The following is a 26,739-nucleotide window of genomic DNA, read 5'->3' as shown; positions in this document are numbered from 1 at the left end:
AGCCTAGATCTGATGTTGGAACAAACTATTTTTGCGAAAAACCCTTGACACTACCTTATTAACTGGCATGTTACAGAAGCATGCAATTACCATTGCAAATTCTGTTTTGCCAAATGGAACAAACCCGTTGAAATTTGGGGCGATCCGGCAAATGTGGAGAAGGTCATTTCAAATATTTGCAAGTATTTTCGCGGTCAAGGTTATGGCCATATTCGCTTGAATATTGTCGGTGGTGAGCCGGTGATGTTCCCGGAGCGTTTGTGGAATGTCATTGAGACTGCTTACAAATATAACATGGAAATATCCATTATCACTAATGGTAGCCATCTTGAAAACATTCGTCCGTTTGCGCATATGATTTCGCTGGTTGGCATATCCGTAGATTCTTTGGATTGCCAGACGAATATGAATATCGGTCGCGAATGTGGCGGAAAAACGGTCTCGTTTGAACAGCTTCATCAAAAAATTGAAGATATTCGTAGTGCCAATCCCGATGTCAGGATTAAGCTGAATACGGTTGTAAACGGGTTTAACTATAACGAAGTTCTTGTAGAGAGTTTCGCTAAACTCAAGGTGCATAAGTGGAAAATTTTCCGTCAGATGCCTTTCAAGGGAAACGGGGGTGTTAACGACTACCAGTTCTATGCATTCATCAAGAATAACTACAAGGAAGAACTGATGCAGCGCAGTGTGCCTTCTGTTCTTCCGTTGCCGTTCGCATTTGAAACCGGTAATTCAAATAACGGCTCGTCTAAACAGGTCATTTTTATCGAAAATAACGAGGCAATGATCGAAAGCTATTTGATGGTATCTCCAGATGGTCGTTTGTTTCAAAATGGAGGTAAAGAATATTGCTATAGCAGTCCGCTTACGGAAATATCGTTTGCTGAAGCCTTGCAAGAGATCAAGTTTGATTTGTCAAAATTTGATGAACGTTATGAGTCTTACTTAACAATGCAAGCGGTAAATGAGATGAGGTCGTTCTTCCATCTTGATGAAGACGATACGAAAGTTTTTGATTGTTTTTGTGATTTTGATAATGACTTACTCTAATAATCTTGTGAGGTACTGATTTCACTTAAAAAAGGAGATGTTATGACAGATGAAGAACTTTATAGAGCCGGTATCACTCGCGATGGGAGAGGCCATTGTACGTGGCATGGCTATATCGCCTCTTTGGATTCTGAGGGGCATTTGTGGTGTCCCTATTGCGGATGGATTGGGAAGGTGTCGTATGGATATAATTCCCGAACAGGTGCTGTTGAGGATTTGGATTATGATGACGATTAGGGAAAAGGAGAAACAAGCGTAAACAGAATTCGCGGGCTTGATTCTTGACATTTGATATGCCTACAACTAATTTTAAAAAAGAGGATTCCTTATGCAATTAATTAGAACATCATTCAATTTGCGAAGCGACTTGCCATGGAACGTAGTCTATAGCGAATGTATATGCGCTTGGATTGCTAGTTATAAAGATACTCGTGGCCGACGGCTTTATGACCAGCTTATTCGCAAGTTGCCCAAGGAGATAAATTTTGAAACGACTTCATTTGGGAAATACGAGTTTGCGGGCGACAAACTGGAATACAATGCCTTTTTGTGGGACCATTGCGATTACATTGGGTTCACGTTTGCTGCGAGAAATAGCATAAGTGGGCGCCTATGGAAAACGCAAGTTGCCCTAAAAAGGACGGACAGGCATGTCCTCTGTTTTGTATCGCAGGATTGCGACTTGGGCCGCGACAAGACGGTTCCGAAAATTGAACGCCCGTATCTCCTTGATCTTTTAGCAAAATTTCAAGATGGTGATGGAACAATTGAAATCAAGAAACAGGCGCATGTCCTTGAAAATAACGAAATCAACAAGGCTAAAAATGCACTGACGGGACAATTGCGCAATGTGCTCCCGATAGTGTATTTAAGCTGTTCGGAGCGCACGCATTCCTTGAAGCCGGCTATTGTTGCCGAGAATCTTTTTGGCGTTGCTCATGTTTTTGCCGAGAAGGATTCCTCCATAAGCGATCGTCTTGCGCAAGAATTAAAAGGAAAGGTTATTCCGCAAGGTGGTGCGATTGGCATATGCTTTGCGGGTGAACCTGTTTCGGTATTCAATCGTCGCGATGTTGTTGATTGGGTTGAAAAGCCTGAAACCTTGGTGCAAGATATATTCCTTAAAATTCTCAAGGCAAATCTTTCGCTCAAGTTCAATTTTACGTGGGATGATTTTCTTGCCGCCCGTGAAGAATACGAAAAAGACCTTGTTGAAAGAGAGCGTATACAGAAAATTGAAACTCTGAATGAAATGCGTCGCGAATGGTTACAGGCTCGCGAAGAGCGCAAGGATATGTCTCGTCTTGTGGAAAAGATGATGGCGGATCTAGAAAAGGTAACCAAGGAACGTGATCAATATAAAGACGAACATGCCCAATATGATTCACTCAAGAGAAAGTTTGAAAGTTGTCAAGAAGAGCGAAAAACTTGGGAAAGCCTTGCTTTGGAAGCGGACGAGAAACGCGAAAAGGCAGAGAAGAATTTGACCGAGGCAAAGGAATTGTTGCATGAGGCGTCTGCAACCTCAAATGCTCTCAGGCAAAATCTGGATTCCAAGATTGTCAAGAATTCTCGCAACCTTCCGCTTTTACTTCCCCAGGAACCGGAAATGTATCCGAACGAATATATTTGTCAACTGGTTCGCATTTTGACAATCGCTTTGCCGAATGTTCCTCTGGCAGATGATTCTCCAAGAACGCGAACAAAGGATGTCATTGAAAACATTCTTGCCGCCAATGAAGATGCGGTAAAGACATTCAGGGACTATGAAGGTAAAAAGGCTGAATTAGAGAAAATCGCAAGGCAAGCGGAAGTTCATGGTCGCGATGGCTACAAGGTGATGAAACCATTTGATATGGAGGCCATTCCAAAGGGGAATGACCATTGGAAAATTCGTTTCAAAAAAGATGAGCGGGAATGCTACCTGTGCACAGAAGCATGCTCTGGTAGCGATAACGCCCGTGGCCGCGGTGGAAAAAATGAGGCCGCCGAGATTACTAAAGCGTTGTTGTGGTAGTTATTTTAGCACCGCCATCACATCTTCCACAATCTGCTTGGGCGTGAGGCGGTTCCTTTCCATGAGCTCGCCGTAAGGCACCTTGTCGTAGAATTCCTTCTTGAGGCCTTTCACGAGCACGCGCATGTCGCTGTTGCCGTAGAAGCGGGCGGTCTTTTCGCCGAAGCCTCCATCGACTACGCCGTTTTCGAGCGTCACGACGACCTGGTGGTCGGCGCACAATCCCGTGAGCGTAGCTTCGTCGATGCTCGTGGCAAATCGCGGGTTGATAATGGTGGCGTCGATTCCTGATTTTGCGAGTTCCGCCGCGGCACTTTCAGCGAGGGCGTAGTAGCTGCCGAGACCGATGAGGGCGACCTTGCTTCCGCGCTTGTCAATCTTGAATGTGTTGAGCTTGGAGTAATCCTTGTCGAATGCCACATTCCTATGCGCGACTCCGTTCGGGATGCGGATGGCCATCGGGTGTTCGGTCTGGTCAATCGCGTAATCCATCATGGCGATGGCCTCTTCTACGCAGGTGGGGCAGAGGTACACCAGGTTCGGGATGTTGCTCATCATCGCGATGTCAAAAATGCAGAGGTGCGTGGTGTCGTTCATGCCGTCGGCGCCCGACATGGTAATGAGCAATGTAGCCGGGTTGTTGTTCGCGCACAAATCCTGCGAGAGCTGGTCGTAGGTGCGCTGGATAAACGTGCTGTGTGTGCTGTACACGGGCTTTGCACCGCCTTTCGCGAGTCCGGAGGCGAGAGCGACGGCGTGCTCTTCGGCGATGCCCACGTCAATGAACTGCTTACCCGCCGCTTTACGCTGCTCGGCAAAGAACCCGATGCCTGCGGGCACGGCGGAATGGATTACGACGACTTTCGGGTCGGCCTTGATTTTCTTCATCAGGTAGTCGCCAAGGATTGCACCGTAAGATTCGCCGTTGCCCCAGTTCACGACACCAGTGGGAATGTCGAAGGGGGCGGCCCAGTGGAAACTTTCCTTCGCGTTTTCGGCGTAGCTGTAGCCCTTGCCCTTGAGTGTGTGGATGTGCACCACCACGGGCTTTGTAGAATCCTTCACTTGCTTGAATGCCGCGATAAGCGATTCGATGTCGTTACCTTGTTCTACATACAGGTAGTCAAAGCCGAGGCTCTTGAAGTAATTGTTTTCGCTCTTGCCTTGCGTGGCGCGGAGTTCTGCAAGGCTCCCGTAAAGGCCGCCATGGTTTTCGGCGATAGACATTTCGTTATCGTTCACGACCACGATAAAGTTGGTGGCATATTCGCCAGCGTTGTCTAAGCCTTCGAATGCTTCGCCGCCGCTTAGGGAACCGTCACCGATGACAGCGATTACATTTCCCTTTTCACCCTTAATGTCGCGGGCGGTTGCAAGCCCGAGCGCAAGGCTTACGGAAGTCGAGGTGTGGCCAATCATGAACTGATCGTGTTCGCTTTCGCAGGGTTCGGTGTAGCCGGTAACGCTCCAGTACTTGTCCGGATTCAGGAACGCTTCGGCGCGGCCCGTCAAAATCTTGTGCGTGTAGCTCTGGTGGCTAACATCGTAGACAATCTTGTCCTTGGGCGATTCAAATACATAGTGCAGTGCGATGGTCGGCTCCACGAATCCGAGGTTCGGCGCCAAGTGCCCGCCGCATTTTGAAATTTTGTTCAAAAGCGCCGTGCGAATCTCGCCGGCCAGCGTCTTCAGGCTTTCCGTGTCCATCTTCTTCACATCTGCAGGGGATGCAATCTTTTCCATCAGCATAAGTACCGCCTTTTTTACCAAATATACAACAAAAGGACGATTGCTCGTCCTTTAAAAAGAAATTTTCTGGTTCTCGCAGGAAACAGGATGCCTTCGTGCTCATCCGCTGTTTACAGGTAAATGCTTACGCCGCCGGTAACGCCCGGATAGCTATTCCCCTCGGAAGTGTCTATGAAGGTCGCAATGCCGCCGACGCTGAATTCAAGCCAGCGGTTAAGCCTGTAGCCTGTGGTGAGGTAGGCTGTCGTGATGCGCGGAACTTCTAGGTCGATTCCTTCTATTTGGGGGCTTGGGCTGTAAGAACTTACGCTGAGGTTGGCAAAGAACTTTTCTAGGTAAAAGCCTGCATAGAGACCGGCAAAAAGGCTTGTACTGAAATCGTGACCGTGGCTGTCGAAGCTATCGCCGTCCTTTTCTCCCGAGTATTCTATGTCGATGTACTGGTTGTATCCTCCGAGAAATACGCCGAACTCGAAATGCGAGTAGTTTGCACCCATTGTAAGGTGCGAATAGATTCCGTCTTTATAGCCTAAGCCGGCGCCAATTACAAAATTGCTTGCTTTATAGAGAAAGTCCCCCTTACCACTGAAATCGAGGCCGCCCATTTTGTATGAGGCATCCTTGAACTTTATCGGTACATCGAAAAGCCTGTCGAGATCCGGTGCTTCAGATACGTCTTTGGTGATGTCTATGTTCGTTTCGGCGTTGTAGTTGATTTTTCCGGTAAATCGCCATAATGAAGAGTGAGAGGCCTGCTGTGTGTTTGCCCCGTGTACTTCGGGGGCTTCGGACGCAGTCATGCGGAACTTGTGCACGTTCGTCGTGACGCACCCAGTGGAAAGCAGCGCGAATATAAAGCAGAGTATGAATGATGCCGCGTGTTTAAACTTCATATTAAAAAAAATAAGTTTTTAGTCTAACAATTCAATGCATTGCGAACGTTTTTACGATGAACGGCAAAATGTACGGATAAAGCTTACTTTATCCGTCATTTGTTGCAAATGGCTGATTTTCTAGTAGAAAATTTTCACCAAGATTGTGCCCACGATGGTCGAGACGATGACGCTCACCATGCCTGGGCGCATGAAACTGTGGTTCAATAGATACTTGCCGATAACGGTGGTGCCCGAACGGTCGAAGTTCACGGTCGCAATGTCCGAGGGGTAGTTCGGGATAAAGAAATACCCGTATACGCTCGGGAGTACGCCCAGGAGCACAGGTCCTTCGATGCCGAGGCTATAGGCGAGCGGGAGCATGGCAACCACCACCGCGCCCTGCGAGTTGATGAGCACACTCACCGCGAAGAACGCAAACGCGATTGCCCATGGGTAATGTTGCACGATGTCTTTGAGACCGCTCTGCATCACGTCCATGTAGTTCGCGAAGTAGGTGTCGGCGAGCCATGCGATTCCGTAAATGGCGACGACGGCGACCATGCCGCTTTGCCACACGGCGCCCGCCACGGCCTTCTTGGGACTCGCCTTGCAGCAGATAACCATGAACGCCGCGGCCGTTATCATTACAATCTGGATGATGATGTTCATGGCGAGCGGTTTTACCTGCGCTACGCCGTCAACAACCTTGCCGGTGGGGAATTGCGGGCGAATGTCGTGGCCCGCAATCTGCATAATGGAGAAGAATACGATGACGGCGAGAGCACCGAGGAAAATGAACACGGCGCGCTTCGCTTCCTTGGAGACTTCCTTGTCGAGCACGGAAGCGGTATTCCCGTACATGTATTCCTTCATCTGCGGGTCCTTGAGGCGGGCCTGGAATGCCGGGTCCTTGTCGAGGTCGAGCCCGCGCTTGTACGAGACGGCTGCCGCGGCCATGAGGCCGCAAAGGCACGCGGGAATCGTAATCGCGATGACCTGCAGGTTATTGATGTTGAATCCGTTTGCGTTTGAGATAATCACGAACGAGGCGACGGCTGCTGCAATGGGCGAGCAGGTGATGCCGACCTGCGATGCGACAGAGGCCACGCCGCAGGGGCGTTCCGGGCGGATTCCCTTCTTAAGCGAGATGTCGCAGATAATCGGCATCAGGGTGTAAACCACGTGGCCGGTGCCCACGAGCACCGTGAGGAAGAACGTGCAGAGCGGAGCGAGAATCGTGATGTGGTTCGGATGCTTGCGCAACAGGCGCTCTGCAATCTGGATCAGCCAATCCATGCCGCCCGATGCCTGCAGAATGCCTGCGCAGGTCACCGCCGCGATGATGATGTAAATGACATCGGTAGGCGGTTTGCCGGGCTGCAGGCCGAAGCCGAGCACGAGAATCGCAAGACCGATTCCCGAAATCGCGCCGAGGGCGAGGCTCCCGTAACGCGAGCCCACGTAAAGTGCCAATAGTACAATCAAGAGCTGGATAATCATGAGGGTCATAAAAGGCCTCCTTTTTGTTTAGATATATATTATTTTGCAGAAAAAAGACTCCGATTGGACTTATTTTTGCCAAGAACGGTCTTAAAAATGTGTATATTCTTTTCGAGACACTTCAACCAAGAGAGGAATTTATGGCAAACAAGTATGCCGGAACCCAGACCGAAAAGAACCTTCAGGCTGCCTTCGCAGGCGAATCCCAGGCTCGCAACAAGTACACCTACTTTGCAAGCTGCGCCAAGAAAGAAGGTTACGAACAGATTGCTGAACTGTTCCTGAAAACCGCAGACAACGAAAAGGAACACGCCAAGCTCTGGTTCAAGGAATTGGACGGTATCGGTGACACCGCTGCTAACCTGAAGGCTGCCGCCGACGGCGAAAACTACGAATGGACCGACATGTACGAAGACTTCGCGAAGACTGCCGAAGCCGAAGGCTTTGCCGCTCTCGCCAAGAAGTTCCGCATGGTCGCCGCAATTGAAAAGCGCCACGAAGAACGCTACCGCGCACTCCTCAAGAACGTGGAGACCGCGGCCGTGTTCGAAAAGAGCGAAGTCAAGGTGTGGGAATGCCGCAACTGCGGTCACATTGTTGTGGGCACCAAGGCTCCGGCCGCATGCCCCGTGTGCGCCCACCCGCAGTCCTTCTTCGAAGTGACTGCTGAGAACTACTAATCGATAGGCCGCGCGATTCGTCGAGCAAACCATTAAGAAAAACCCCGCGATTTTATCGCGGGGCATTTTCTTTTATGCAGAAATTTTTAGTCCTTCACGCAGCGGATCGAAAGACCGCTGTCCTTGAATATGGAGCCGCCACCGAAGCTAAATGTTTCGGAATAACTCCAGATGCGGACGTTTTCTTTTCCGCCGAATTCGGAGTGGTCTTCGTCAGCAGTCCAGAAGTATGCGGTTCTGTCTAAATCGGCGAAGCCCGCGAAATTATTCTTGCCGCCGAATTGGAAGTTGAATTCGGCTATGTTGTTATTCTCTTCAAGATAGGCGATAAGGATATCTGTTTCGGCATCGCTCGGAATGTGGAAGCCTTCGGGGCAAATGCCGCGCTGCGTGCCAGATAAAGTAGTATATTGCTTTTGGAACTTGCTGTCGATGCCCATGGCCGCGGTCCAGCTGTAAAGGCGACCGTACTTTTGGCAGTTGGCTGCGTCACCACCGTAGCACCAGTTTTGACCGTTGATTTCGCAAGAATTGTAGTTCAAGTTTTCGGTCATCCATGTCTGCGTGCCGAAGGTCTGAATCTTGTAATGATTGCAATCGCGAAGGTCGTAAACTTCGTTTTCGTATTCGATAGCAGGGCAATTTACAGGTTCGTTGGGGCAGTTGACATTCGTCTCGGTGCCTCCATTACCGCCATTGCCGCCGTTGTCGCTGGCCGAGGTGGAATCGTCGCAGGCGGTGAATGCCAATGCGAAAGACAGGGCGCATGTAGCCGTTGCCATTTTATAAGAACTCTTCATTGTTTCCTCACTTAGGTTTATTTGCTCATAATAGAAAAAAATGCCCCCGCGTGGGAGCATCTTCTGAAAAATTTTTACTGTTTACTTCCTACTGTCTACCGTCTACTTCAACTCAACCATTTCGGACTTGTCGCCGATGGTTACTTTGTACTTGCCGGGGTAGCCGCGGAACTTCACGACGCCGTTTTCGTCGGCCTTGAACGTTCCGTTGGTGGTCCATACCTTGTGCCATAAGTCGTAAATGAGCTTGGCAGCGGGCTTTTCGCGACCGTCCATGGCAACGATACCGCCGTTTTTTACCCAGTGGCGGCCATCCCAGAAGCCCCACAGGATAATGCCTTCGACCGCCGGGTGGCTAAATGCGATGCGCAGGAACATTTCGTAGCGCTTGGCCTGTTCTTCTTCGCCGAAGTACATGCCCTTCTGCCAGTCGCCAAAGTCAAGTTCGGTCACCTTGATCGGGAGCCCCAAAGATCCGAGCCGATCAAAGCGGGCCTTGATGAATGCCGGGTTCAGCTGGCGGTCGCCGAAGTGGCACTGCACGCCAATACCGTGTACGGGAACCTTGCGTTCGAGCATGCCCTTCACGATTTCGTACAGGCGGTCGGTTTCGCCGGCGGACACTACGTTGTATTCGTTAATGAAGAGGCGCGCATCGGGGTCGGCGCGGTGAGCCCAAACGTGGGCGCTATCCAACAGGTCCCAGCCGCACTTGTTAAAGATGAACGGTTCGTGGAATGCTTCGTTCCACACGTCGTATTCCTTGATGCGGCCCTTGTATTCCTTCACGTCGCGGGTGATGCGTTCCTTGATCTTTTTCGAGATATCCTTGCAGCTGCCCTGGTTACTGAAGTGCTTGTCGAATCCGTAACCCTGGTGGCCCCACACGAGCGTATGGGCGCGGAAGCCCCATTTGTAATCGTTCACGTAATCCAGGTACTGCTTGAATTCTTCGCGGCGGATCTTGCCCTTCTTGGGTTCGTATTCCGGCCACTTGAACTGGTTTTCGGGAACGCCGTACCAGAAGTACTTATTGGCGGTTTTGCGGTACCAGGTTTCGACGCTGTCCTTAGTCGGGTAGAGAGCAAGTGCTGTTCCGAAGGGGAACGCGTGTCGCATGAGTTCCACCTTCACCTGGGCGCCGGGGGCAGCCTTAAGCGTCAATTCCTTTTTGCGCAGGCTGTCGATGCGTGCGGCGGAATTGTTGTACCAGGTCATGTCATCCATGCCTTCGACTTTTTCGATAAAAACGTCGTCCATCTGGAGCCAGCCCTTGGCAAGGCCCACATGGAATGTCACGTTGTTCACGCCGTAACCCTTCTGGTCGGCAAGGAAAATCATGGAATATTCCTTCCAGTCCTTGGTGAGCATGAACGAGGCGCTTTCTTTCTGGCGCCAATCGGGAGGGCCTCCCTGCACAATGGCGTTGATAGGCATGTTGCCCTTCGCCTTGAAGGTGAGCTTGTAGTAGGCGGAGTCGGCGAGCCACTTGGGCGGCTGCAGCTGCAGGCCCCAAGAGGGGTTCGGGAGTTCGGTCACGGTGACCTTTACGCCTTCGCTGCCGTTTACGCCGAGGCCTTCGACGCCGATTTTACCGTCGTACTTGGCGGGGCCATCGGGGTTGTTCCAAATGTACCAGCCGCCGTCACCGTAAGACAAGTCGCCGTTGGTGAGGAGCGGGGCGGCCAAGGTAGCAGAAGCGCCGAGGGCGCACACGGACAAGAATTTTTTGAGCATAATCATCCCTTATTTTGACATCCAAAGTAGAAAATATCCTCTTTTTTAAGGGGATGATACAGGAAAAATGCTGATTTTGTATACGGCTGTATCAATTGTTATACTGATTCGGATTTCAGTTTTCGGAATTCGGAATGATTGATGTCGGTATCTTTTCTACCTTTATTTTTATGAAGAAGAACTTTGTTCTATTTGGTGTGCTTTCGGCCATGGCGTCGTTTTATGGTTGCGGGGGCGACAGTAAAAGCAGTGCGCCGGAAGAGCCTGTGGTTGACCCTGTTGCTGACCGGTGTTACGAAAAATACGGTTTCGAAGAAAACGCCGAATGGTCCAAAATGATATCCGGCGATAGCTATCTCGAAAAGATAGTGTGCGACAGGGTGTCCGAACGCATGAGCTACATGCTGTCGTTCTACGCAAGGTGTACCAAGGCGAAATACGATAAGTCGAAAAAACGCTTCGAGATCAATGTCCTTACCGAAAGAGGCGACAATCAGCTTTGGGCCGATGTTACGGGTTGCAAGTACAAGCTGGGTGTCGATGACAATTACCAATTCAATGGATTTGTCGCCAATTCGCCCGAATTTGATTTTGGCGAATGCTTTTGCAAGACCGAAGGTGAAAAGACTTATTACCGCAACATCAATCCTGAATTGCTCAAGGAGGAATCCAGCTCTTCTGCTGAATCGAGCTCCAGCGATTCAAAGATTTCTTCGAGTAGTAAAGACGAAAAAGGCTCTTCGTCAAGTGCGGCAAAGTCCAGCAGCAGTGTCGAAAAAGTTGCGCCTACGGATTCCGGTTTTGTGAATGTCGGTGGCCAGATATGGACGACAAGGAATTTGGATGTTGCTGTTGACGGTAGCATGTGCTATGACGACAAATCTGCAAATTGCGACAAGTATGGCCGCATGTACACCTGGGCGCAAGTGATGCAGGTTGACGAGAGCTACAACAAAAAAGAACTGGGCAAAATCAAGTTGCCGTATCAGGGCATTTGCCCCGAAGGTACGCACCTGCCGAGTTATGCGGAATGGGATTGGCTTTTCAGCTACCTTGAAAAAAATCCTGACTATAACAAGTATTTCAACCAGCAATCTGGCGGCGCCTACGATTACAAGGGCTATTACAGGTCCGAAGGTTACGAGGCTCTTTTCTGGAGTTCTACGGAATATCAAGTGACGGCGCTTTATGAATATGAATTTGCGTGGCTATGGTCGTTCCGTAAAGACGAATCTAGAGGTCGCGACAACGGTCATAAAATTACGGGAGCCTATGTGCGCTGCCTTAGGGATGATTCTAAAAAGGTGGAACTGAGCTCTTCAAGCGCGCTGTCTTCTTCGTCTAGCGAGCCGGTGTATTCTTCGATGAATGAAGTGTACAATCCGGAACTGACGAGCATTCAGTTAGGTGACCAAAAATGGATGACGCGCAACTTGAATGTTGAAGTTGAAGGTAGCCGCTGCTACGACGATGTCCCTGAAAATTGCGAAAAGCATGGCCGCCTTTATACGTGGGCGCAGGCGATGAATATCGATACGAAATACGACAAGGAAAAACTGGGTGATATTGATTTGCCGTATCAGGGCATTTGCCCCGAAGGCACGCACTTGCCCAGTTTTGAGGAATGGAAAAAACTCAAGGAATATTTCAATAGCCACCCCGAATACACCGTGTATTTCACGAACCAGATTGGTGGATATTATCACTACGAAGGGCGTTACAAGAATGGGGATTACGAATCTTTATATTGGAGCTCTACGGAATACGATGTTTCGGGAACGGGCTATGGTTATGAATTTGCCTATTTGTGGGCCTATCATGTGGACGATACGGATGGATACGACAACGCGCATAAATACGCTGCGGTAAACGTCCGTTGCATTTATAACGACTAGAGGAATCTATGAGCATTTCGATGCAAGAAGTAATGAAACAGTCCGGCGTGGCATTCGGTACAAGCGGTGCCCGCGGCCTGGTGACGGCAATGACGGACCGCGTGTGCTATGTGTACGCGCGCTCGTTTATCAAGTACTGCGAATCTAGCTACAAGTGCGACCATACGATTGCAATTGCAGGCGACTTGCGCCCGAGTACCGAACGCATTTTGAAGGCCTTGGTAAAGGCCGGCGAAGATTCCAGCTGGAAGGTTGTTTACTGCGGACGCATTCCGAGCCCGGCGATTGCCCTCTATGGCATTGACAAGGCGCTCCCGACTATCATGGTCACGGGCAGCCACATTCCGGCAGACCGTAACGGCATCAAGTTCAACCACCCGCAGGGCGAAATCACCAAGAAAGACGAACAGGGAATTGTTTCGCAGTCGGTGGATTTCGACGAATCGATTTTCGATGCGAAGGGCATGCTCAAGAATGCACCTGCGCTCCCGGCTGTGGAAACCGAAGCCGAAGAAAATTATTGCAAGCGTTATCCGGAATTTTTCGGTACTAAAGCTTTGCAAGGTTTGACCATTGGCGTGTACCAGCATTCCGCCGTGGGCCGCGACATCGTGGTGAAGGTGCTCGAAAGCTTGGGCGCGACCGTCAAGCCTTTTGCCCGCAGCGAAACCTTTATTCCGGTGGATACCGAAGCGATTCGTAAAGAAGACGAAGACCTGGCCCGCGAATTTGCGCACAAGGATTTCGTAGATGCCATCTTCAGTACCGATGGCGATAGCGACCGTCCGCTTTTGGCAGACGATGTAGGCATGTGGCTGCGTGGCGACGTGCTGGGCATCTTGGCTGCCCAGGCGCTTCACATCAAGCGCATTGCAACTCCGGTGAGTTGCAACACGTCGCTCGAAAAATCTGGCAGCTTCGAGAAAATCTGCCGCACGCGAATCGGAAGCCCGTACGTGATTGCCGGCATGGAAAGCCTGGTCGATGCAAACGACGCAAGCGTCTCTGTTGCAGGCTACGAGGCAAATGGCGGATTCCTGCTGCAGACAAACCTAACGCGCGAATTCATTGATAGCGATGGCCGCGGCGGTGAGACTCGCACAACCCGCACGCTTCCGGCTTTGCCGACCCGCGATGCATTGCTCCCGATGATTGCCGTGATGGACAGGGTTAGAAGAGAGAAAATGTGCGTGGTGGATTTACTCAAGAAACTTCCGAAGCGCTTTACGCTCAGTGACCGCCTCAAGGAATTCCCGACCGAAGTGTCGAAGGCAAAGCTCGCCGAAATCCGCGAAAAGAAACTCGGCGCAAAACTCTTTGGCGCCCTCACAGCAAAGCCCTCCAAGTTCAAGCCGAAAGATGGTCCGGCCCCGAAGCCGTTCCACGGCGAAGTCGTCTCGATTGATGAAACCGACGGCTATCGTATGGAATTTGATTCCGGCGACATTGTGCACCTGCGCCCGAGCGGCAATGCTCCGGAATTCCGCTGCTACGTGGAAACCGAAGCCAAGGACCGCTCCGCCGAACTGCTCGCCGGCTGCATGAAGATCATGGAAGGCTGGCGCTAGATGTCATGCTGAGGAAACTCAGCATCAGCTTATCTCGCCAGATGTAATTTCCTCATTATTTTGCCAAGGAGTTCGTTGAGAATATCCTTGGCGTCTTTGCTTCCAAGGTAACGCTGGATAATCAGCGTGAGCGTGAAGAGCAAAATGCCTGCAGCGCACGCGTAAACCACGAGTACCACGAAGTTTGCTTCGCGTACGAATGTGCCCGAGACGCGGTCAAGCCCGACAGCGGCGGCAATCATGATGCCAAAAGCAACAAGTGCGCGGGCCATATTTAAGAGTGCGTCCTTCATGCCGTCGGTACCGTTCTTCTTTGCCCACATAAAAATCATCGAAATCACCTGCAGCAAAGCGCCGGTGGCGCCGACAATCGGCACGCTCTTGATGCCGAGTCCCATTTCGGGCGCACCGAGCAGAATGTAAGCGGGAATGGTCGCGGCAAAAATGCCCGTATTCAAAAGGGTCGGCACCCACATGCGTTCGCAGGCGTAAAAACTACGCACGAGCACTGCTTGCAGGCAAAGGCCAAGGCTCACGGGCAAGTACCAGCGCAAAATTTCGGAAATCGCTTCGGTGGTTTCTCGTTGGAAAGCTCCGCGTTCAAACAAGATTCGCACTGCCGGGAAACTCAGCGCCCACACGGCAACCACGGCCGGAATCAAGATGCAGAACATGCGCGAAAGGCTCTTCCAGATTTTACGGTTCAGTTGCCCGAAATCGCCTTCTTTTACGAGGCGAGCCATGTCGGGGTAGCTCGTCACCGATACCGAGAATCCAAAGACAGCCACCAGCGTGTACATCACGCGGTAAGCATAGTTCAAGCTTGAAATGCCGCTGGTACCGAAGTTCGCGCCGAAACTACGGATAATAAATTCAAGGCCGAACATGGAGCCCACACCAAGCGACATCGGGAGCATCATCTTGAAGTAACGCACAATGTCAGGGTGAGTCGGCTGCACCAAGAGTTCATAATGTACGCCGCCACGCCGGGCGCCAAAAATCTGCAACGCGAAGAACCCGATAAAGGCGCCGACCGGCACGCCCCAGGCGAAACCTTCCAGGCCGTATTCCGTGCCGGTGAACTTCTCGAGCGCAAGCCCTAAAGCGCCACCGCCCACAATCGCCACGTTGTAAATCAGGCCAGTGAGCGACGGAATCAGGAACTGCTTGCGGGTATGTTGCACGGCAACCAAAATGCTCCCGACAAAAATGAAAACCTGCCCCGGCAAAATGATGCGGCCATAGTAAGCGGCGCGCTCGATCAGTTCCGGCGTGGCTCCCTCGACTGTCAAGAGCTGCAAGAGTTCCTTCATCCAAATAAATGCGGGCACCACCAAAATCAACAGTGCAATCCCGAAAGTATTCAGCACGTTGCTAAAGAACTTCCAACCGCCTTTTTCGTCGCCGGCCACCTTGTAGCCCGTGAAAATCGGGATGAAGATGATCGACAAAAATCCGGTGCTCACCACGTGATTCAAAATGTCCGGAATCATGAACGCAAGGTCAAGCGCGTTCTTTTCGAGCGACACGCCCGCGGCATGCGCCAAAAGCATTTCGCGGAAAATTCCGAGCACGCGGCTCAAAAGCATCGAAACGGCAACGATAATAGCGGCTTTATTCATGGGATAGTAGACAGTAGGAAGTTAGAAGTAATAAGTGGATGTTGGCTTGACAATTTGGATTTGAATTTAGCAATTCTTTTATTATCTTTATGGCATGAAAAAGATTTTCTCCACTATCCTTTCTCTGGCGGCAATCTCGTTTGCCGCAAACGTTCAAGTCCTCGCCCCCGAAGGCGCGGAATTTGCGCCCGACGCCCCGAACATGGTGCAGTCCATTGTTCGCGCCTCCGTGAGCCAGACGGGCAACACCCCGGTTGACGGCAGCGCCGAAATCCAGCTGCGCACCAACGTCATGACCATGGGCTCTACCTTCGTGGTGGTTTGCGAACAGGTCAAGGGCGGTTCCGTGGTCGGTAGCGGTAAACAAAAAGCCGGCTCCGTAGACGACCTCGACGTGGCCATTGAAGGTGCCGTAAAAAACGCTCTTGCCAATGTGGCTGACAACAACAGCGCAAGCGACGATACGTACGCTTCTACGACAAGCCGCTCGGAACCCGAAGTCGTCGTGCTCGTGCCCGCCGACCGTAACGACGGCGATCCGAACGACAACTTTGCCCACAAGCGCCCCACCCGCAACTACGTGAGCTACGGTCTGGGTGCCGCTATTTGGCACAACTACGAATTTGAAGACAAGAAATGGGGCCATAGTGTTGAACGCTCCTGGGAACAGGCTTTCGTATTCCACTATGCCCGCATTTTTGAAGTGATTCCGCAGGCCGCCATCACCATCGTGAACAACATAAACATGTCTTTTGGCGATGAATGGGAATTGCACGAAACATTCTTGCTGGGTGGCCGTTTCTTCCCGAGCACCGGAACGATTACACCGTTCCTGGGTGCAGGTATCGGTCTCGGTATTCAGATAGACGACCACTATAACGACAGCGATGAAAGCTTTGCAATCGGTCTTGCCGGCGGCGCAGAACTCGGTGTCATCTTCTTCCGCAATTCCGCGACCCAGCTCGAAGTTGGCTTTGCATGGGATGCCCTGTGGGATGGCTTTGAAAGCTTTGACCGTCGCTTCGGTGCCGGCAGCTTCTACATTGCTATCAACTATTAATTGCTAGTTGAAAGAGAATAAAAAAAGGTCATTGGCGTTTGCCAATGACTTTTTAAATGTTTAAAACCGCTTGTGATTAACCGTAAATAAAACCGAGGGTCACAGCTACGGCAACCAGCAACACGATCTGTTTGACGATTTGAAGTTCTCTTGAGTTCATGCCTATAAGATACATTTCTAGACTCTCAAAAGCCATATTGTAAGGAACGAATAATTTTACAGCCGTAAACAGTGTGATATAGCTTACATTACAATAATCTTATTTCGCAAAAATCGCCGAAAAAACGCAAAATTATTTCAACAATTCTTCGGGAACGCATTCGGCCATGGCCTCGTAAGCCTTGGCGCTCGGGTGCAAATGGTCGCCGGAATCGAACCCGTTGCTGAACTGTTTCGGGTTGTCGTGACCGCGCACCGCCTTGTCAAAATCGACGCAGCCGTCAAAGTCGGGAGCGGTGCGGAGCCATTCGTTGAATGCCGTGCGAATGATGTCGCGGTTTTCGTTGTAGGTGCGCCAGCCGTAAATCGGGAGTAGCGTGCCGCTGTAAATCTTAAGACCGAGCTTGCGCGCATGCGTTATGTAAAGCGAGCGTACGCCATTGATGAGGTCGTCGGCCGTGGGCATGTCGCTCCAGGGGCGGAACTTGTTGACCTCGACACCGACCGGGTGGATGATGTCGTTGATGCCGTGCTGCACAATCACCGTGCGGGCCCCTGCCACGTTCATCTCTATCGGGAAACGCGTGGCACCCTTGAGGCCGTAGGCGGCGTAGGTGATGCAACTATATTCGCGAAGAATGCGCGTGCCGCTTACCGCGCGACGGATGATGGCCACGTTGTTGAAACCCTCGCGTGCACAACGCAGCGTGAGATAATCGGGCCAGTCCTGCGCCGTAATGGAATCGCCGAAACACACCAGCGCGAAGTTCTTTTCTTCGGTGAAAATGTCGATGGTGTTCAGGAAATAAATCCAGTTCGTTTTGCGCGTTAAGTCGTCGGGGAGTGTTGCCGATTTTGCGAAGTTGCCGTAGCTGTACTTGCCGCCCGAAAGCGGGCCCGTGATGGCCGTGCCTGCGTTCATCTGCGTAAAGTCGGCGAAGTACAGGCTCACATCGAATGTTTCGCCCGCAGTCACGTCGAATGCGATTTCGTCGCTCAGGATTTCTTCGCCCGCGGGGATTGCGGCGGATGCGCGGCCGCCGAACGTGATTGCTGTAGGCGCGTATTCGAACTGCGTGGCACTTGTTTCGCTGGCAGTGGACTGCGCGGAGGTTGCCTGAGAATGCGCGGCATACGCTTCGCTAATCGTCACGGGTTCCGTGCCGGTGAGGTTCGAAAAATGGAACCGCAACTTGTTCCCCGAAAAGCACGCGCGAATCGGGTAGCGCAGCGTCAAGTCCTTGGCGTAAGTCGCCTCTTTGCGGTCTGTGATAGAGGTGGCGTTGCCCCAGCAGGCCACCCATTTCGAAAATTTCTCTGGCATATTGACTCCGCGAATTGTTGACGATGTGCCAAAAATAGCTAATTTGCGGTTGCCTTGCTAGGTGGAAAATGAGCGAGATTTCGTACAGTAAAAAGAATGACCGGATTGAATGCGTGCGTTACAAGGAATGGCGCAAGTCGTACCCGCCGCATACGCATACCGCCCACATGACCGTCGGCTATATTGAAGAGGGCCGCGTTTGCATGGTGCTGAACGGCGAGGCGAAAATTTATGGCGCCGGAGAACGGTTCCAAATTCCACCGAATACGTTGCACGAAATCAAGACTATAGGCGATGAATGTTATTCAATGGTGGTGCTGTGCATCGCTTTGGATGCTAGCGAGGTTGCGAAGGAAAATGCCGACGGAAATGCTGACGGGGACTGCGCGCGGGATTATGAAAGTATAGTCGCGCGGTTAGATGAATTGCAAAAAAGCATCCTTGAAAATCCCGAAAACATTTACCTGATAGAACAAATGGCGCATGATGCATGCATCAGCCCGTTCCACATGATACGCGAATTCAAAAAAGCCTTCGGACTCACGCCGCATCAGTTCCAGATGCAGTGCAAAGTCCGCAAGGCGCAAAAGTTGCTCAAAGAAAGGCCCGCGGCCGAGGTGACCTTTGACGCTGGATTTTACGACCAAAGCCACATGGACCGCTGCTTTAAAAAAGTCGTCGGCCTTTCTCCGAAAGAATATAAACGTGCCGTGAAGACAGATGACTAATACGTCATTGCGAGACCGTAAGGGCGACGCAATCTCTTAGCATTACTTTTTCTGTCATCCCCGCGTAAGCGGGGATCTCCTTAACAAAGCGCCGGCATGAACTTCGCGAACAGATAAAGCCCCTGGTCGCCTGCGTCAACCTGATGCGGGACCTTCGCCGGCATAATCGAGATGACGCCCGGAACGTATTCGAGCTTGGCGCCGTCATTGGTGCAAATGCCGCTCCCTGCGATAACCTCGTGCGTTTCGAGCTGGGTTTCGTGAATGTGCGTTTTGATGCTCTTGTTCGGCGCAATTTTCACCAAGTGATAGCTGAACGTGCCGCCGGTATCTTTTGCGGTAATGATATGCTTGAGTTCTACCCCCTCGAAAGTCGGATGCTTGGACCACGCGATACCTTTGAAAGCGGCCGTTTTGCCCGAGAGCCTGAGCTCGCCCTCGTTGAATTTTTCAAAAATATCGTTACCGAGATTAGCTTTTTCCATGATTTTACTCCTATGATAGTGTTTCGTCCGCGACCTTTGCAAACTGCGCCGCGGTGATGCCCGAAATCTATACGAAGGGGTGCATGGAAAAATTGGACAAAATTGCGGAAATACCTACATTTCCTCAATCGCAAACGGTAGCATATACAGTGGCTTGAGTTGCAGTGTTCCTACGTGGCCAACGTCTTTTTGCGAGAAGAGGATTCTGCGGTAAACCTTTTTGGAATATTTTTCTGCAAACTGGTCGATATAGTCGTAGCGTCCGTCTTGAACAAGGTATTTGATTGCCTGGCGCACCTTGGGCTGCAACTGGATTTCATCAAAGATAATCGCAGACTTACGTTCCTTGAGGTTCACGCCCGTTTCTGCCTGGAGTCGTAAAAAGAAAAGGTCCGGCTTGGAAATATCGCGAAAGACATCTAGCATTTCGTCTGTGACATTGGCGAAGTCAATCCGGATGTAGGATTCGTATTCGTTCTTGGCAAATTCCTCGGCGCCTTTATTAAAAAATTATAGATATTTCAACATAAAATCTGTTAAAAATTATAGATTTTTCAATGAAATTGACAATAATTGTGGAAAATTGACGAAATTTCGCTAAAAACGGTGGTTTTGAACTGCCGCAAAATTTGCGACAGTTGGGATATCCTTGAATTTTCCCCTTTCCTGTCACTCTACTGACATTCCATTATTATATATTTCATTTGTAATGTCATCCCCGCGAAGGCGGGGATCTAACAAAAGGTTTATATGGCAAAAGTTGCAAAGGCGAAGAAATCCGTCCCCGAAAAGTCCGTTGAGGCGTCCCTCTGGGAGTCTGCGAACAAATTGCGCGGCAGCGTGGAACCCGCCGAATACAAGCACGTGGTGCTTTCGCTTATCTTCCTCAAGTTCGCAAGCGACAAGTTCGAGGAACAGCGCGAAAAGCTCATTGCCGCCGGCCGCCAAAAATACGTGGAAATGCCCGAGTTCTACAATAAGGACAACGTCTTTTACCTGGAAGAAACTTCCCGCTGGAGCTTTATCATCGAGCATGCCCGCCAAAGCGACATTGCGCTCTTGATTGACACGGCCCTCGCAAACATCGAAAAGAAGAACAAGGCATTGCGTGGGGCCCTCCCTGACAACTATTTCTCGCGTTTGCAGCTCGACACCGCAAAACTCGCGGCGCTCATCAGCGACATCGACGGCATTGACACCATCAAGGACAAGGAACAGGATGTCGTTGGCCGCGTCTATGAATATTTCCTCGGTAAGTTCGCCATCGCCGAAGGCAAGGGCAAGGGCGAATTCTATACGCCCAAGACAATCGTCGGACTCATCGCTGAAATGATCGAGCCCTACCGCGGCAAGATTTACGACCCCTGCTGCGGTTCGGGCGGCATGTTCGTGCAGAGCATGAAGTTTATCGAGGCCCATCACGGCAACAAGCGCGAAGTTTCCGTATATGGCCAGGAATACACCGGCACCACGTACAAACTAGCGAAGATGAACCTTGCCATCCGCGGTATCTCCGGCAACCTGGGCGACAAACCCGCCGACACCTTTGCCGAAGACCAACACAAGGATTTGAAGGCCGACTTTATCATGGCGAACCCGCCGTTCAACCAAAAATCGTGGCGTGCCGAAAACGAACTCATCGACGACCCGCGCTGGAAAGGCTACACGGTGCCGCCCACGAGCAACGCGAACTACGGCTGGATTCTGAACATTCTTTCGAAACTCTCCGAAAACGGCGTGGCAGGATTCTTGCTCAGTAACGGTGCACTCAGCGGTGAAGGCGACGAACAGCAAATCCGCAAGGAACTCCTGCAGAACGACAAGGTCGAGGCTATCCTCATTTTGCCCCGCAACATGTTCTATTCCACCGACATCAGCGTGACTCTCTGGATTTTGAACAACAACAAGACCGCCCGCGAAGTCAAGGTCGGCGATGCCATGCGCAAGTACCGAAACCGCAAAGGCGAAGTGCTCTTTATGGATTTGCGCCAGATGGGCGAACCCTTCGAAAAGAAATACACCCAGTTCAGCCCGAAGGACATCGAGAAAATCAGCGGCACCTACCACAAGTGGCAAACGCAGAAAATCAAGGACGAACCCGAATACTGCGCCACCGCCACCCTCAAGGAAATCGAGGCGAAAAACTGGTCGCTCGTGCCGAGCAAGTACATCGAATTCAAGAACCGCGACGAAGCCGTGAACTTTGACGAAAAAATGCGCGAACTCCAGGCGGAAATGCGCACCCTCCTCAAGGCCGAAAAAGAAAGCGAAAAGGAACTCGCCAAAGTGTTCAAGAACCTGGGATTTGAACTGTAAATGTCACACGGATTGGTTCGTACCTAACGGTACTCACGAAAGAAAAAACAGCGAAGGTCGTTAGACCTGAGCAAACCCGTGTGATAAAGAAAAAGGAGCGTTAACTCGGAAAAAGGAAATGGATTTAGTAACAGTTCAATCTATTGCATATTTTTAGGTGCTGAGATATATTAGATGTCACGCGGATTGGTTCGTACCTAACGGTACTCACGGAGGAATAATGCTTTTGTATGAAAAGGAAACAAGTAAGATTCTAGAGGCATGTATAAATGTCTTTAATGAATTAGGATGTGGTTTTCTTGAACCAGTGTATCAAGAAGCGTTAGCAATAGAGTTTGGCTATTTGGGAATTCCGTTTAAAAGAGAAGAAAAACTGGAAATCACCTATAGAGGGAAAAAACTTTGCAAAGAGTACTATGCGGACTTTATCTGCTATGATTCTGTGATTGTGGAATTAAAAGCTGTCTCAACATTGGTAAAAGCCCATAAAGCCCAAGTGATAAACTACTTGAAAGCGACGAAAAAGGAGATAGGATTGCTGGTGAATTTTGGAGCGGCTTCTTTAAGATGGGAACGGATTTCATGCCTTAACAGCGAAGGAGGGGTAAACTGAAAAAGTGGTTGTCGCAAAATTTGCGTAAACCACATCATTCCCATTTTTCAAATTTTTTCACTTTTGGGAAATGGAAAATATCACGCGGATTGGTTCGTACCTAACGGTACTCACGAAAGTAAAAAACAGCGAAGGTCGTTAGACCTGAGCAAATCCGTGTGATAAAACAAGATTTTCTGACCTGCTACTCCCGATTTTCGCTGAATTTCGGAAGTAATACTCCCGTTTTTCTTGCCTTTTTTATGGTTTACGCGTTATTTTCGGCAAAAAGGAACTATTTTCAAATTTAAGGTATCGGATAAAGTGGAATGATGAAACGGCTTGGAGACTACATACGGCCCGTAGATGTGCGGAACAGGGACTTGAAAGTGACGCGGTTACTTGGCGTGAGCATCACGAAAGAATTCATGCCCTCTATCGCCAATATCGTCGGCACAGATTTGTCTGCCTATAAAGTGGTGACCAAGGGGCAATTTGCTTATGGTCCCGTAACGTCTCGCAATGGTGATAAAATTTCAGTTGCCTTGTTGGACGGATATGACGACGCCATCATTTCGCAGGCCTATACCGTTTTTGAAGTCGTTGATACGAACGCCCTGGATCCCGAATATCTGATGATGTGGTTCCGTCGCCCGGAATTTGACCGCTACGCCCGCTTCCATTCTCACGGCAGCGCCCGCGAGGTCTTTGACTGGGAAGAAATGTGCGAAGTCCAAATCCCCGTCCCCGCAATTGAAAAACAGCGTGAAATCGTTGCCGAATACAACACCCTCGCCACCCGCATCGAAACCAACAAGAAACTCATCGCCACCCTCGAACAAACCGCCCAAACACTCTACCGCCACACCTTCGTCGACAACATCGATCCCAACAATCTGCCAAGCGGATGGAGAATGGGAACATTGGGGGAAGTGTGTGATTATGTGCATGAAAAGATTTTCATAGACTCTCTTTCAAATAAGACCTATATCTCCACAGAAAATATGCTGAAAGAAAGGGGTGGTATTATTGAGTGCGAATCACTGCCTGAAGATTGTAATGTGACTGCATTTGAACAGAATGATATTCTGGTATCAAATATTCGTCCCTATTTTAAAAAGATTTGGCGAGCAACTTTTTCAGGCGGATGTTCAAATGATGTTTTATGCTTTAGATCAAAGAGTGAATTTAACTCTTTAATTCTTTATTATACAATTGAAAGAGATTCTTTTTTTGAATATGTTGTTGCCGGGTGTAATGGCGCAAAGATGCCTCGCGGCGATAAAAAATGGATAATGAAATATCCCGTTGTAATTCCGTCGGTAACAGACCAAGAAGTGTTTCAAAAGCAAATAGAATCCGTTATGGATATAATTAATTTAAAACGAGAAGAAGAAAAAAAATTAAAATCAATGCAAACCCTTCTCCTCTCCAAAATGGGAGCGTGAATTAATAAGAGGTTGGAAATGAACCATGTAATTAATCTTGAAAAAAGATGTCAGGAAACTTTAAAGAAATATTATGAAGTCCTTTCTGAATTAGAACAACTTGAAATTATTCGTTCGAAAAATATAACGGGAGATATAGGAGAATTTCTTGCTTTGCAATTTTATCCCGGTTTAGAGTTGGTCGAAAGACAAAACAATCCTGATTTTGATGCTGTAGATGTGGACGGAACTAAATTTCAGATAAAATATTCTGATTCATCAAAAACAGAAAATATTGATATAGGTGACCCGTCAAAGTATGATAAACTTATTGTCATTTTAGGCCCCAATAGCAAGCATAAACAAGATAACTCTGATTCATTTTCTGCATATTTATTCAGTAAAGAAGAGCTGAAAAATAATTTGTCAAAAACAGATCAAGGAAAGTATACCCTTACAAAGGATAAGTTATGCAGATTACTGCTTGCGTTGCAAAGAGTATGAGTTGAAGAATCTTGGGTAAAGTGAGATGTGGACTATAAATTTGGGGTGATGATTTGGTAGGCTTGATTATTAAATAGGAGATAAAATAATGTTTCAAAAAATTGAAAAAATAGAAAATTATGGAAAATTTAGCAATCAATGTATTGGGTCGCCCAATTGGGGTGGAGCGTTAAGAAAAGTCAATGTTGTGTACGCTCCAAATGGTAGTGGAAAGACTAGCCTTTCTGTGATGTTTCGTTCTTTAAAGGAAGATTCGGAGTTAGTAAATAAGAAAAAAAGTTTTTTGTCGGAAAAATCTCCCAATATAAGATTAAGATTAGAAGGTGGACGACCTATTAAGTTTAGTAATGGATCTTGGGATCACACTGTAGAAAATATTGTGATTTTTGACAATTTTTACATAGAAGACAATATATATTTAATTACTCTAAAAGAAGAATTTGGTAGGTTGTATTTTTTTGAATTGCAAAAAAAAGAGGAAATTCAAAAACTTGCAGAAAATCTTGATTTGAAGAAAAGAGAACGCGTGAAATTGTCTGAAAAAAGAAAAAATTTTAGAAGAAACGCGAATCAGGCTGGATTAAAATATGAAGTAGACAAACGATATATTACGATGACTCAAAAAGGTCTTGAGCTAGACCGTTGTATAAAGCAAATGGAACAACAGCGAAACGAAATTACGATACAACAGCGAGATTTGTTTAGAGAAAAAATAAATTTGTATTTAAGTTGTTTTTCTGATGATATTGAAATTGTTTCACTGACTTTAATAAAAGGTAAAATACTTTATAGCATAAAAATAAACGGGCAAATTATTAACACGACAGATTATAATCGATACTCTTTAAAATACTCATTGAGCGAAGGTGATAAAAATGCTCTGTCTCTGTCATTCTTTTTGGCAAAATTGGATATGATTCCTAACTTGAAGGATTTCTTTATTGTCATTGACGATCCTTTTACGAGTTTTGATCAATCGCGTAAACTTGCTACAATAAACAAACTTGTTTCGTTGTCCCAAAAGATTAATCAAATGCTTTTGCTGACGCATGACCAATATTTTGCTCGGGATTTTTATAAAAAATGTGATCAGGAAAAATTGAGTTTACAACTAATAGGAACGATTAATGGATCTGTATTTCAGGAATATGATATTGAAGATGCAACTATGACTGGAATAACTAAGGACATTAAAGTCCTTAATGAATATTTGAAAAAGGGAGCCCAAAATCAAACGGAAATGAGAGAAATAGCAAGGTGTATTCGTCCAAGTATTGAAGGAATTATTCGGTTGAAATTCTATCAGTATGTAAATCAAACAGAATGGCTTGGTGATTTTATCAAAAAAATAAAAAACTCTACAAGTGATTCACCTTTTTATCGATTGAAAAATTCTTTAGATGAAATTTGTGAAATAAATGATTTTTCAAAAGTATATCATCATAGTAATCCGTCATTTATGGAAGAACCTATTAGTAATACAGAATTGAAGAATTATGTAAAAAGAACTTTGAAACTGATTATGGAGAAAATATAGATTTCTCATTTTTAATAAGTAAATGCAAACATATACCAAATAACGGAATTTACATATAGTGTAAACTTCCCCATAATTGATAGATTTATCTAAGGAACGGAACAATGTGCTTTTACACCAAGAAAACTATTTATTTAATAGGCAATGGTTTTGATTTGCATCATAAATTTCCGACTCGTTACAAAGATTATAAGGAGTTTTTAACAGTAGAAGATTGTGGTGTTGTCGATTCTATAGATGAAATTTTAGAAGAGAAAGGACATTCTAGTGATGAAATCGAATTATGGTCCAAATTAGAAGAGTTTTTAGGAGAATTTCCTGATTTAAATTACGAGGATATTCTTGAAGACGCATTTGATTCATCGGAAAATGATATGGACCGTGCGTCATATTGGGATGATCCGTCTTTTTTTGCTGAAGAAAATTCTAAAGATCGTGTGAAGCTTTTGCTTGAAATAAAGAAACATTTTAATGATTGGGTAAATTCTATTCGGATTGATAAAAATGCAAAAGACAAACATATAAAATTTGAAAAGGGCTCTCTCTTTCTAAACTTTAATTATACTAAAACACTTGAAACCATTTATGGGGTGCCTTCTGATAAAATCTTATATATTCATACTCAAGGTGAAAATTATATTTTAGGCCATAATCAGCCAGAAAACTTGCCGTTTAAAAAAACAGAAATTCAATCAGATGAATATGGTTATGAAGACGTAAGTGATGACGATATTCGGTCTTCTGGAGCAAAAGAAAAACTAAATAGCGTTTATAGAACAATATATGGAGCGTATTATAAAAATTCAAGGAAACTGATTCAGGATAACGCTTCCTGGTTCTCTCAATTTAGGGATGTCAAAAAAATTGTTATTATGGGATTGAGCTTGGGACAAGAGGATGAGATTTATTTGGACTATATTTCAGAAAATGCTATTAAATGCGAAATAATAGAAATTTATTGCCATTCTGAGTCTGACAAAGAACGAGCTGAATTAATCGCAAAAATTAAGTTTCCTAGAATAAAGGTTGAATGTAAGGAATGGTGAGACTTCCGATAGGTAGTGTAAATCAAACTGTGTCATCGTCCGTTGTTTGATTCCTTGGCAAAAAT

21 protein-coding genes and 1 pseudogene are annotated in these 26,739 nt (G+C 47.9%); 13 read left to right on the top strand and 9 right to left on the bottom strand.

The features are described from left to right. The first annotated feature begins 57 nt into the window (after window positions 1-57). Together B7988_RS14010 and B7988_RS14000 are read left to right on the top strand one after the other, a co-directional pair. The gene (locus B7988_RS14010; protein ID WP_088658370.1) at window positions 58-1,053 is read left to right on the top strand and encodes a viperin family antiviral radical SAM protein; all 996 of its coding nucleotides are present in this window, start codon (window positions 58-60) and stop codon (window positions 1,051-1,053) included. 328 nt (window positions 1,054-1,381) lie between these two features. Further along, complete coding sequence (locus tag B7988_RS14000; RefSeq protein WP_088658368.1) at window positions 1,382-3,070, top strand: hypothetical protein; 1,689 nt, start codon at window positions 1,382-1,384, stop codon at window positions 3,068-3,070. On the opposite strand, the gene B7988_RS13995 is transcribed toward B7988_RS14000, so the two are convergent. The 3 genes from B7988_RS13995 to B7988_RS13985 form a co-directional block, all read right to left on the bottom strand. After that, window positions 3,071-4,819, bottom strand: coding sequence for a 1-deoxy-D-xylulose-5-phosphate synthase (locus B7988_RS13995; protein ID WP_088658367.1), 1,749 nt, complete (start codon window positions 4,817-4,819; stop codon window positions 3,071-3,073). Between the two features lie 110 nt (window positions 4,820-4,929). Next, complete coding sequence (locus B7988_RS13990; RefSeq protein ID WP_088658366.1) at window positions 4,930-5,712, bottom strand: hypothetical protein; 783 nt, start codon at window positions 5,710-5,712, stop codon at window positions 4,930-4,932. Window positions 5,713-5,832: 120 nt separating this feature from the next. Beyond that, window positions 5,833-7,203: an anaerobic C4-dicarboxylate transporter gene (locus B7988_RS13985; RefSeq protein WP_088658365.1), complete on the bottom strand. Its 1,371-nt coding sequence runs from the start codon at window positions 7,201-7,203 to the stop codon at window positions 5,833-5,835. 131 nt (window positions 7,204-7,334) lie between these two features. On the opposite strand from B7988_RS13985, the gene rbr reads away from it, so the two are divergent. Further along, window positions 7,335-7,874: a rubrerythrin gene (gene rbr / locus B7988_RS13980; RefSeq protein ID WP_073057415.1), complete on the top strand. Its 540-nt coding sequence runs from the start codon at window positions 7,335-7,337 to the stop codon at window positions 7,872-7,874. 86 nt (window positions 7,875-7,960) lie between these two features. On the opposite strand, the gene B7988_RS13975 is transcribed toward rbr, so the two are convergent. Then, window positions 7,961-8,674 (bottom strand): FISUMP domain-containing protein, encoded by a 714-nt coding sequence (locus B7988_RS13975; protein WP_170930669.1) that lies wholly within the window; start codon window positions 8,672-8,674, stop codon window positions 7,961-7,963. A gap of 102 nt (window positions 8,675-8,776) precedes the next feature. Beyond that, the gene (locus tag B7988_RS13970; RefSeq protein WP_170930668.1) at window positions 8,777-10,411 is read right to left on the bottom strand and encodes an endo-1,4-beta-xylanase; all 1,635 of its coding nucleotides are present in this window, start codon (window positions 10,409-10,411) and stop codon (window positions 8,777-8,779) included. A gap of 170 nt (window positions 10,412-10,581) precedes the next feature. Here B7988_RS13970 and B7988_RS13965 point away from each other — a divergent pair, with 170 nt between their 5' ends. Both B7988_RS13965 and B7988_RS13960 read left to right on the top strand, forming a co-directional pair. Then, window positions 10,582-12,306, top strand: a complete 1,725-nt coding sequence (locus B7988_RS13965; RefSeq protein ID WP_170930667.1) for an FISUMP domain-containing protein — start codon at window positions 10,582-10,584, stop codon at window positions 12,304-12,306. An 8-nt stretch (window positions 12,307-12,314) separates the two neighbouring features. After that, entirely contained in the window at window positions 12,315-13,874 is a 1,560-nt protein-coding gene (locus B7988_RS13960) for a phosphomannomutase (protein WP_088658361.1), read from the top strand. A gap of 29 nt (window positions 13,875-13,903) precedes the next feature. Here B7988_RS13960 and murJ read toward each other — a convergent pair whose 3' ends face one another. Next, window positions 13,904-15,496 carry a murein biosynthesis integral membrane protein MurJ gene (gene murJ / locus B7988_RS13955; protein WP_088658360.1) on the bottom strand — a complete coding sequence of 531 codons (1,593 nt, stop codon included), beginning with the start codon at window positions 15,494-15,496 and terminating at the stop codon, window positions 13,904-13,906. A 94-nt stretch (window positions 15,497-15,590) separates the two neighbouring features. On the opposite strand from murJ, the gene B7988_RS13950 reads away from it, so the two are divergent. Then, entirely contained in the window at window positions 15,591-16,556 is a 966-nt protein-coding gene (locus tag B7988_RS13950) for a hypothetical protein (RefSeq protein WP_088658359.1), read from the top strand. Window positions 16,557-16,848: 292 nt separating this feature from the next. Here the strand turns inward: B7988_RS13950 and B7988_RS13945 are convergent, their stop codons facing one another. Then, window positions 16,849-18,039 (bottom strand): SGNH/GDSL hydrolase family protein, encoded by a 1,191-nt coding sequence (locus B7988_RS13945; protein WP_088658358.1) that lies wholly within the window; start codon window positions 18,037-18,039, stop codon window positions 16,849-16,851. Window positions 18,040-18,107: 68 nt separating this feature from the next. Here B7988_RS13945 and B7988_RS13940 point away from each other — a divergent pair, with 68 nt between their 5' ends. Beyond that, a complete protein-coding gene (locus tag B7988_RS13940; RefSeq protein WP_088658357.1) occupies window positions 18,108-18,767 on the top strand; it encodes a helix-turn-helix domain-containing protein in 660 nt (219 codons plus the stop codon). A gap of 80 nt (window positions 18,768-18,847) precedes the next feature. Here the strand turns inward: B7988_RS13940 and B7988_RS13935 are convergent, their stop codons facing one another. After that, window positions 18,848-19,252, bottom strand: coding sequence for a cupin domain-containing protein (locus tag B7988_RS13935; RefSeq protein ID WP_088658356.1), 405 nt, complete (start codon window positions 19,250-19,252; stop codon window positions 18,848-18,850). Between the two features lie 243 nt (window positions 19,253-19,495). Further along, window positions 19,496-19,747 (bottom strand): annotated as a pseudogene (locus B7988_RS15490) (AAA family ATPase); the annotation flags it as partial. Between the two features lie 255 nt (window positions 19,748-20,002). Here B7988_RS15490 and B7988_RS13925 point away from each other — a divergent pair. The 6 genes from B7988_RS13925 (at window position 20,003) to B7988_RS13900 (ending at window position 26,674) form a co-directional block, all read left to right on the top strand. Continuing rightward, window positions 20,003-21,568: a class I SAM-dependent DNA methyltransferase gene (locus tag B7988_RS13925; RefSeq protein WP_088658354.1), complete on the top strand. Its 1,566-nt coding sequence runs from the start codon at window positions 20,003-20,005 to the stop codon at window positions 21,566-21,568. A gap of 220 nt (window positions 21,569-21,788) precedes the next feature. Continuing rightward, a complete protein-coding gene (locus tag B7988_RS13920) occupies window positions 21,789-22,181 on the top strand; it encodes a GxxExxY protein (protein ID WP_088658353.1) in 393 nt (130 codons plus the stop codon). 308 nt (window positions 22,182-22,489) lie between these two features. Then, on the top strand, window positions 22,490-23,608 hold the full coding sequence (locus B7988_RS13915; RefSeq protein ID WP_212668325.1) for a restriction endonuclease subunit S: 1,119 nt from the start codon (window positions 22,490-22,492) through the stop codon (window positions 23,606-23,608). Between the two features lie 18 nt (window positions 23,609-23,626). Continuing rightward, window positions 23,627-24,091, top strand: coding sequence for a hypothetical protein (locus B7988_RS13910; protein WP_088658352.1), 465 nt, complete (start codon window positions 23,627-23,629; stop codon window positions 24,089-24,091). Window positions 24,092-24,179: 88 nt separating this feature from the next. Next, on the top strand, window positions 24,180-25,628 hold the full coding sequence (locus B7988_RS13905; protein WP_088658351.1) for an AAA family ATPase: 1,449 nt from the start codon (window positions 24,180-24,182) through the stop codon (window positions 25,626-25,628). Between the two features lie 104 nt (window positions 25,629-25,732). Continuing rightward, window positions 25,733-26,674, top strand: a complete 942-nt coding sequence (locus B7988_RS13900) for a bacteriophage abortive infection AbiH family protein (protein WP_088658350.1) — start codon at window positions 25,733-25,735, stop codon at window positions 26,672-26,674. The last annotated feature ends 65 nt before the right edge of the window (window positions 26,675-26,739 follow it).

The organism is Fibrobacter sp. UWB1, assembly GCF_002210325.1.
Classification (GTDB): domain Bacteria; phylum Fibrobacterota; class Fibrobacteria; order Fibrobacterales; family Fibrobacteraceae; genus Fibrobacter.
The sequence above is the reverse complement of the archived record's forward strand: the minus strand, read 5'-3'. Positions and strand labels throughout refer to the sequence as shown.

Excerpts from the sequence above, each read along its gene's own strand:
- B7988_RS14000 (WP_088658368.1), top strand. The coding sequence starts at position 1,382 with ATGCAATTAATTAGAACATCATTCAATTTGCGAAGCGACTTGCCATGG.
- B7988_RS13995 (WP_088658367.1), bottom strand. The coding sequence starts at position 4,819 with ATGCTGATGGAAAAGATTGCATCCCCTGCAGATGTGAAGAAGATGGAC.
- B7988_RS13990 (WP_088658366.1), bottom strand. The coding sequence starts at position 5,712 with ATGAAGTTTAAACACGCGGCATCATTCATACTCTGCTTTATATTCGCG.
- B7988_RS13985 (WP_088658365.1), bottom strand. The coding sequence starts at position 7,203 with ATGACCCTCATGATTATCCAGCTCTTGATTGTACTATTGGCACTTTAC.
- rbr (WP_073057415.1), top strand. The coding sequence starts at position 7,335 with ATGGCAAACAAGTATGCCGGAACCCAGACCGAAAAGAACCTTCAGGCT.
- B7988_RS13975 (WP_170930669.1), bottom strand. The coding sequence starts at position 8,674 with ATGAAGAGTTCTTATAAAATGGCAACGGCTACATGCGCCCTGTCTTTC.
- B7988_RS13970 (WP_170930668.1), bottom strand. The coding sequence starts at position 10,411 with ATGCTCAAAAAATTCTTGTCCGTGTGCGCCCTCGGCGCTTCTGCTACC.
- B7988_RS13965 (WP_170930667.1), top strand. The coding sequence starts at position 10,582 with ATGAAGAAGAACTTTGTTCTATTTGGTGTGCTTTCGGCCATGGCGTCG.
- B7988_RS13960 (WP_088658361.1), top strand. The coding sequence starts at position 12,315 with ATGAGCATTTCGATGCAAGAAGTAATGAAACAGTCCGGCGTGGCATTC.
- murJ (WP_088658360.1), bottom strand. The coding sequence starts at position 15,496 with ATGAATAAAGCCGCTATTATCGTTGCCGTTTCGATGCTTTTGAGCCGC.
- B7988_RS13950 (WP_088658359.1), top strand. The coding sequence starts at position 15,591 with ATGAAAAAGATTTTCTCCACTATCCTTTCTCTGGCGGCAATCTCGTTT.
- B7988_RS13945 (WP_088658358.1), bottom strand. The coding sequence starts at position 18,039 with ATGCCAGAGAAATTTTCGAAATGGGTGGCCTGCTGGGGCAACGCCACC.
- B7988_RS13940 (WP_088658357.1), top strand. The coding sequence starts at position 18,108 with ATGAGCGAGATTTCGTACAGTAAAAAGAATGACCGGATTGAATGCGTG.
- B7988_RS13935 (WP_088658356.1), bottom strand. The coding sequence starts at position 19,252 with ATGGAAAAAGCTAATCTCGGTAACGATATTTTTGAAAAATTCAACGAG.
- B7988_RS13925 (WP_088658354.1), top strand. The coding sequence starts at position 20,003 with ATGGCAAAAGTTGCAAAGGCGAAGAAATCCGTCCCCGAAAAGTCCGTT.
- B7988_RS13920 (WP_088658353.1), top strand. The coding sequence starts at position 21,789 with ATGCTTTTGTATGAAAAGGAAACAAGTAAGATTCTAGAGGCATGTATA.
- B7988_RS13915 (WP_212668325.1), top strand. The coding sequence starts at position 22,490 with ATGATGAAACGGCTTGGAGACTACATACGGCCCGTAGATGTGCGGAAC.
- B7988_RS13910 (WP_088658352.1), top strand. The coding sequence starts at position 23,627 with ATGAACCATGTAATTAATCTTGAAAAAAGATGTCAGGAAACTTTAAAG.
- B7988_RS13905 (WP_088658351.1), top strand. The coding sequence starts at position 24,180 with ATGTTTCAAAAAATTGAAAAAATAGAAAATTATGGAAAATTTAGCAAT.
- B7988_RS13900 (WP_088658350.1), top strand. The coding sequence starts at position 25,733 with ATGTGCTTTTACACCAAGAAAACTATTTATTTAATAGGCAATGGTTTT.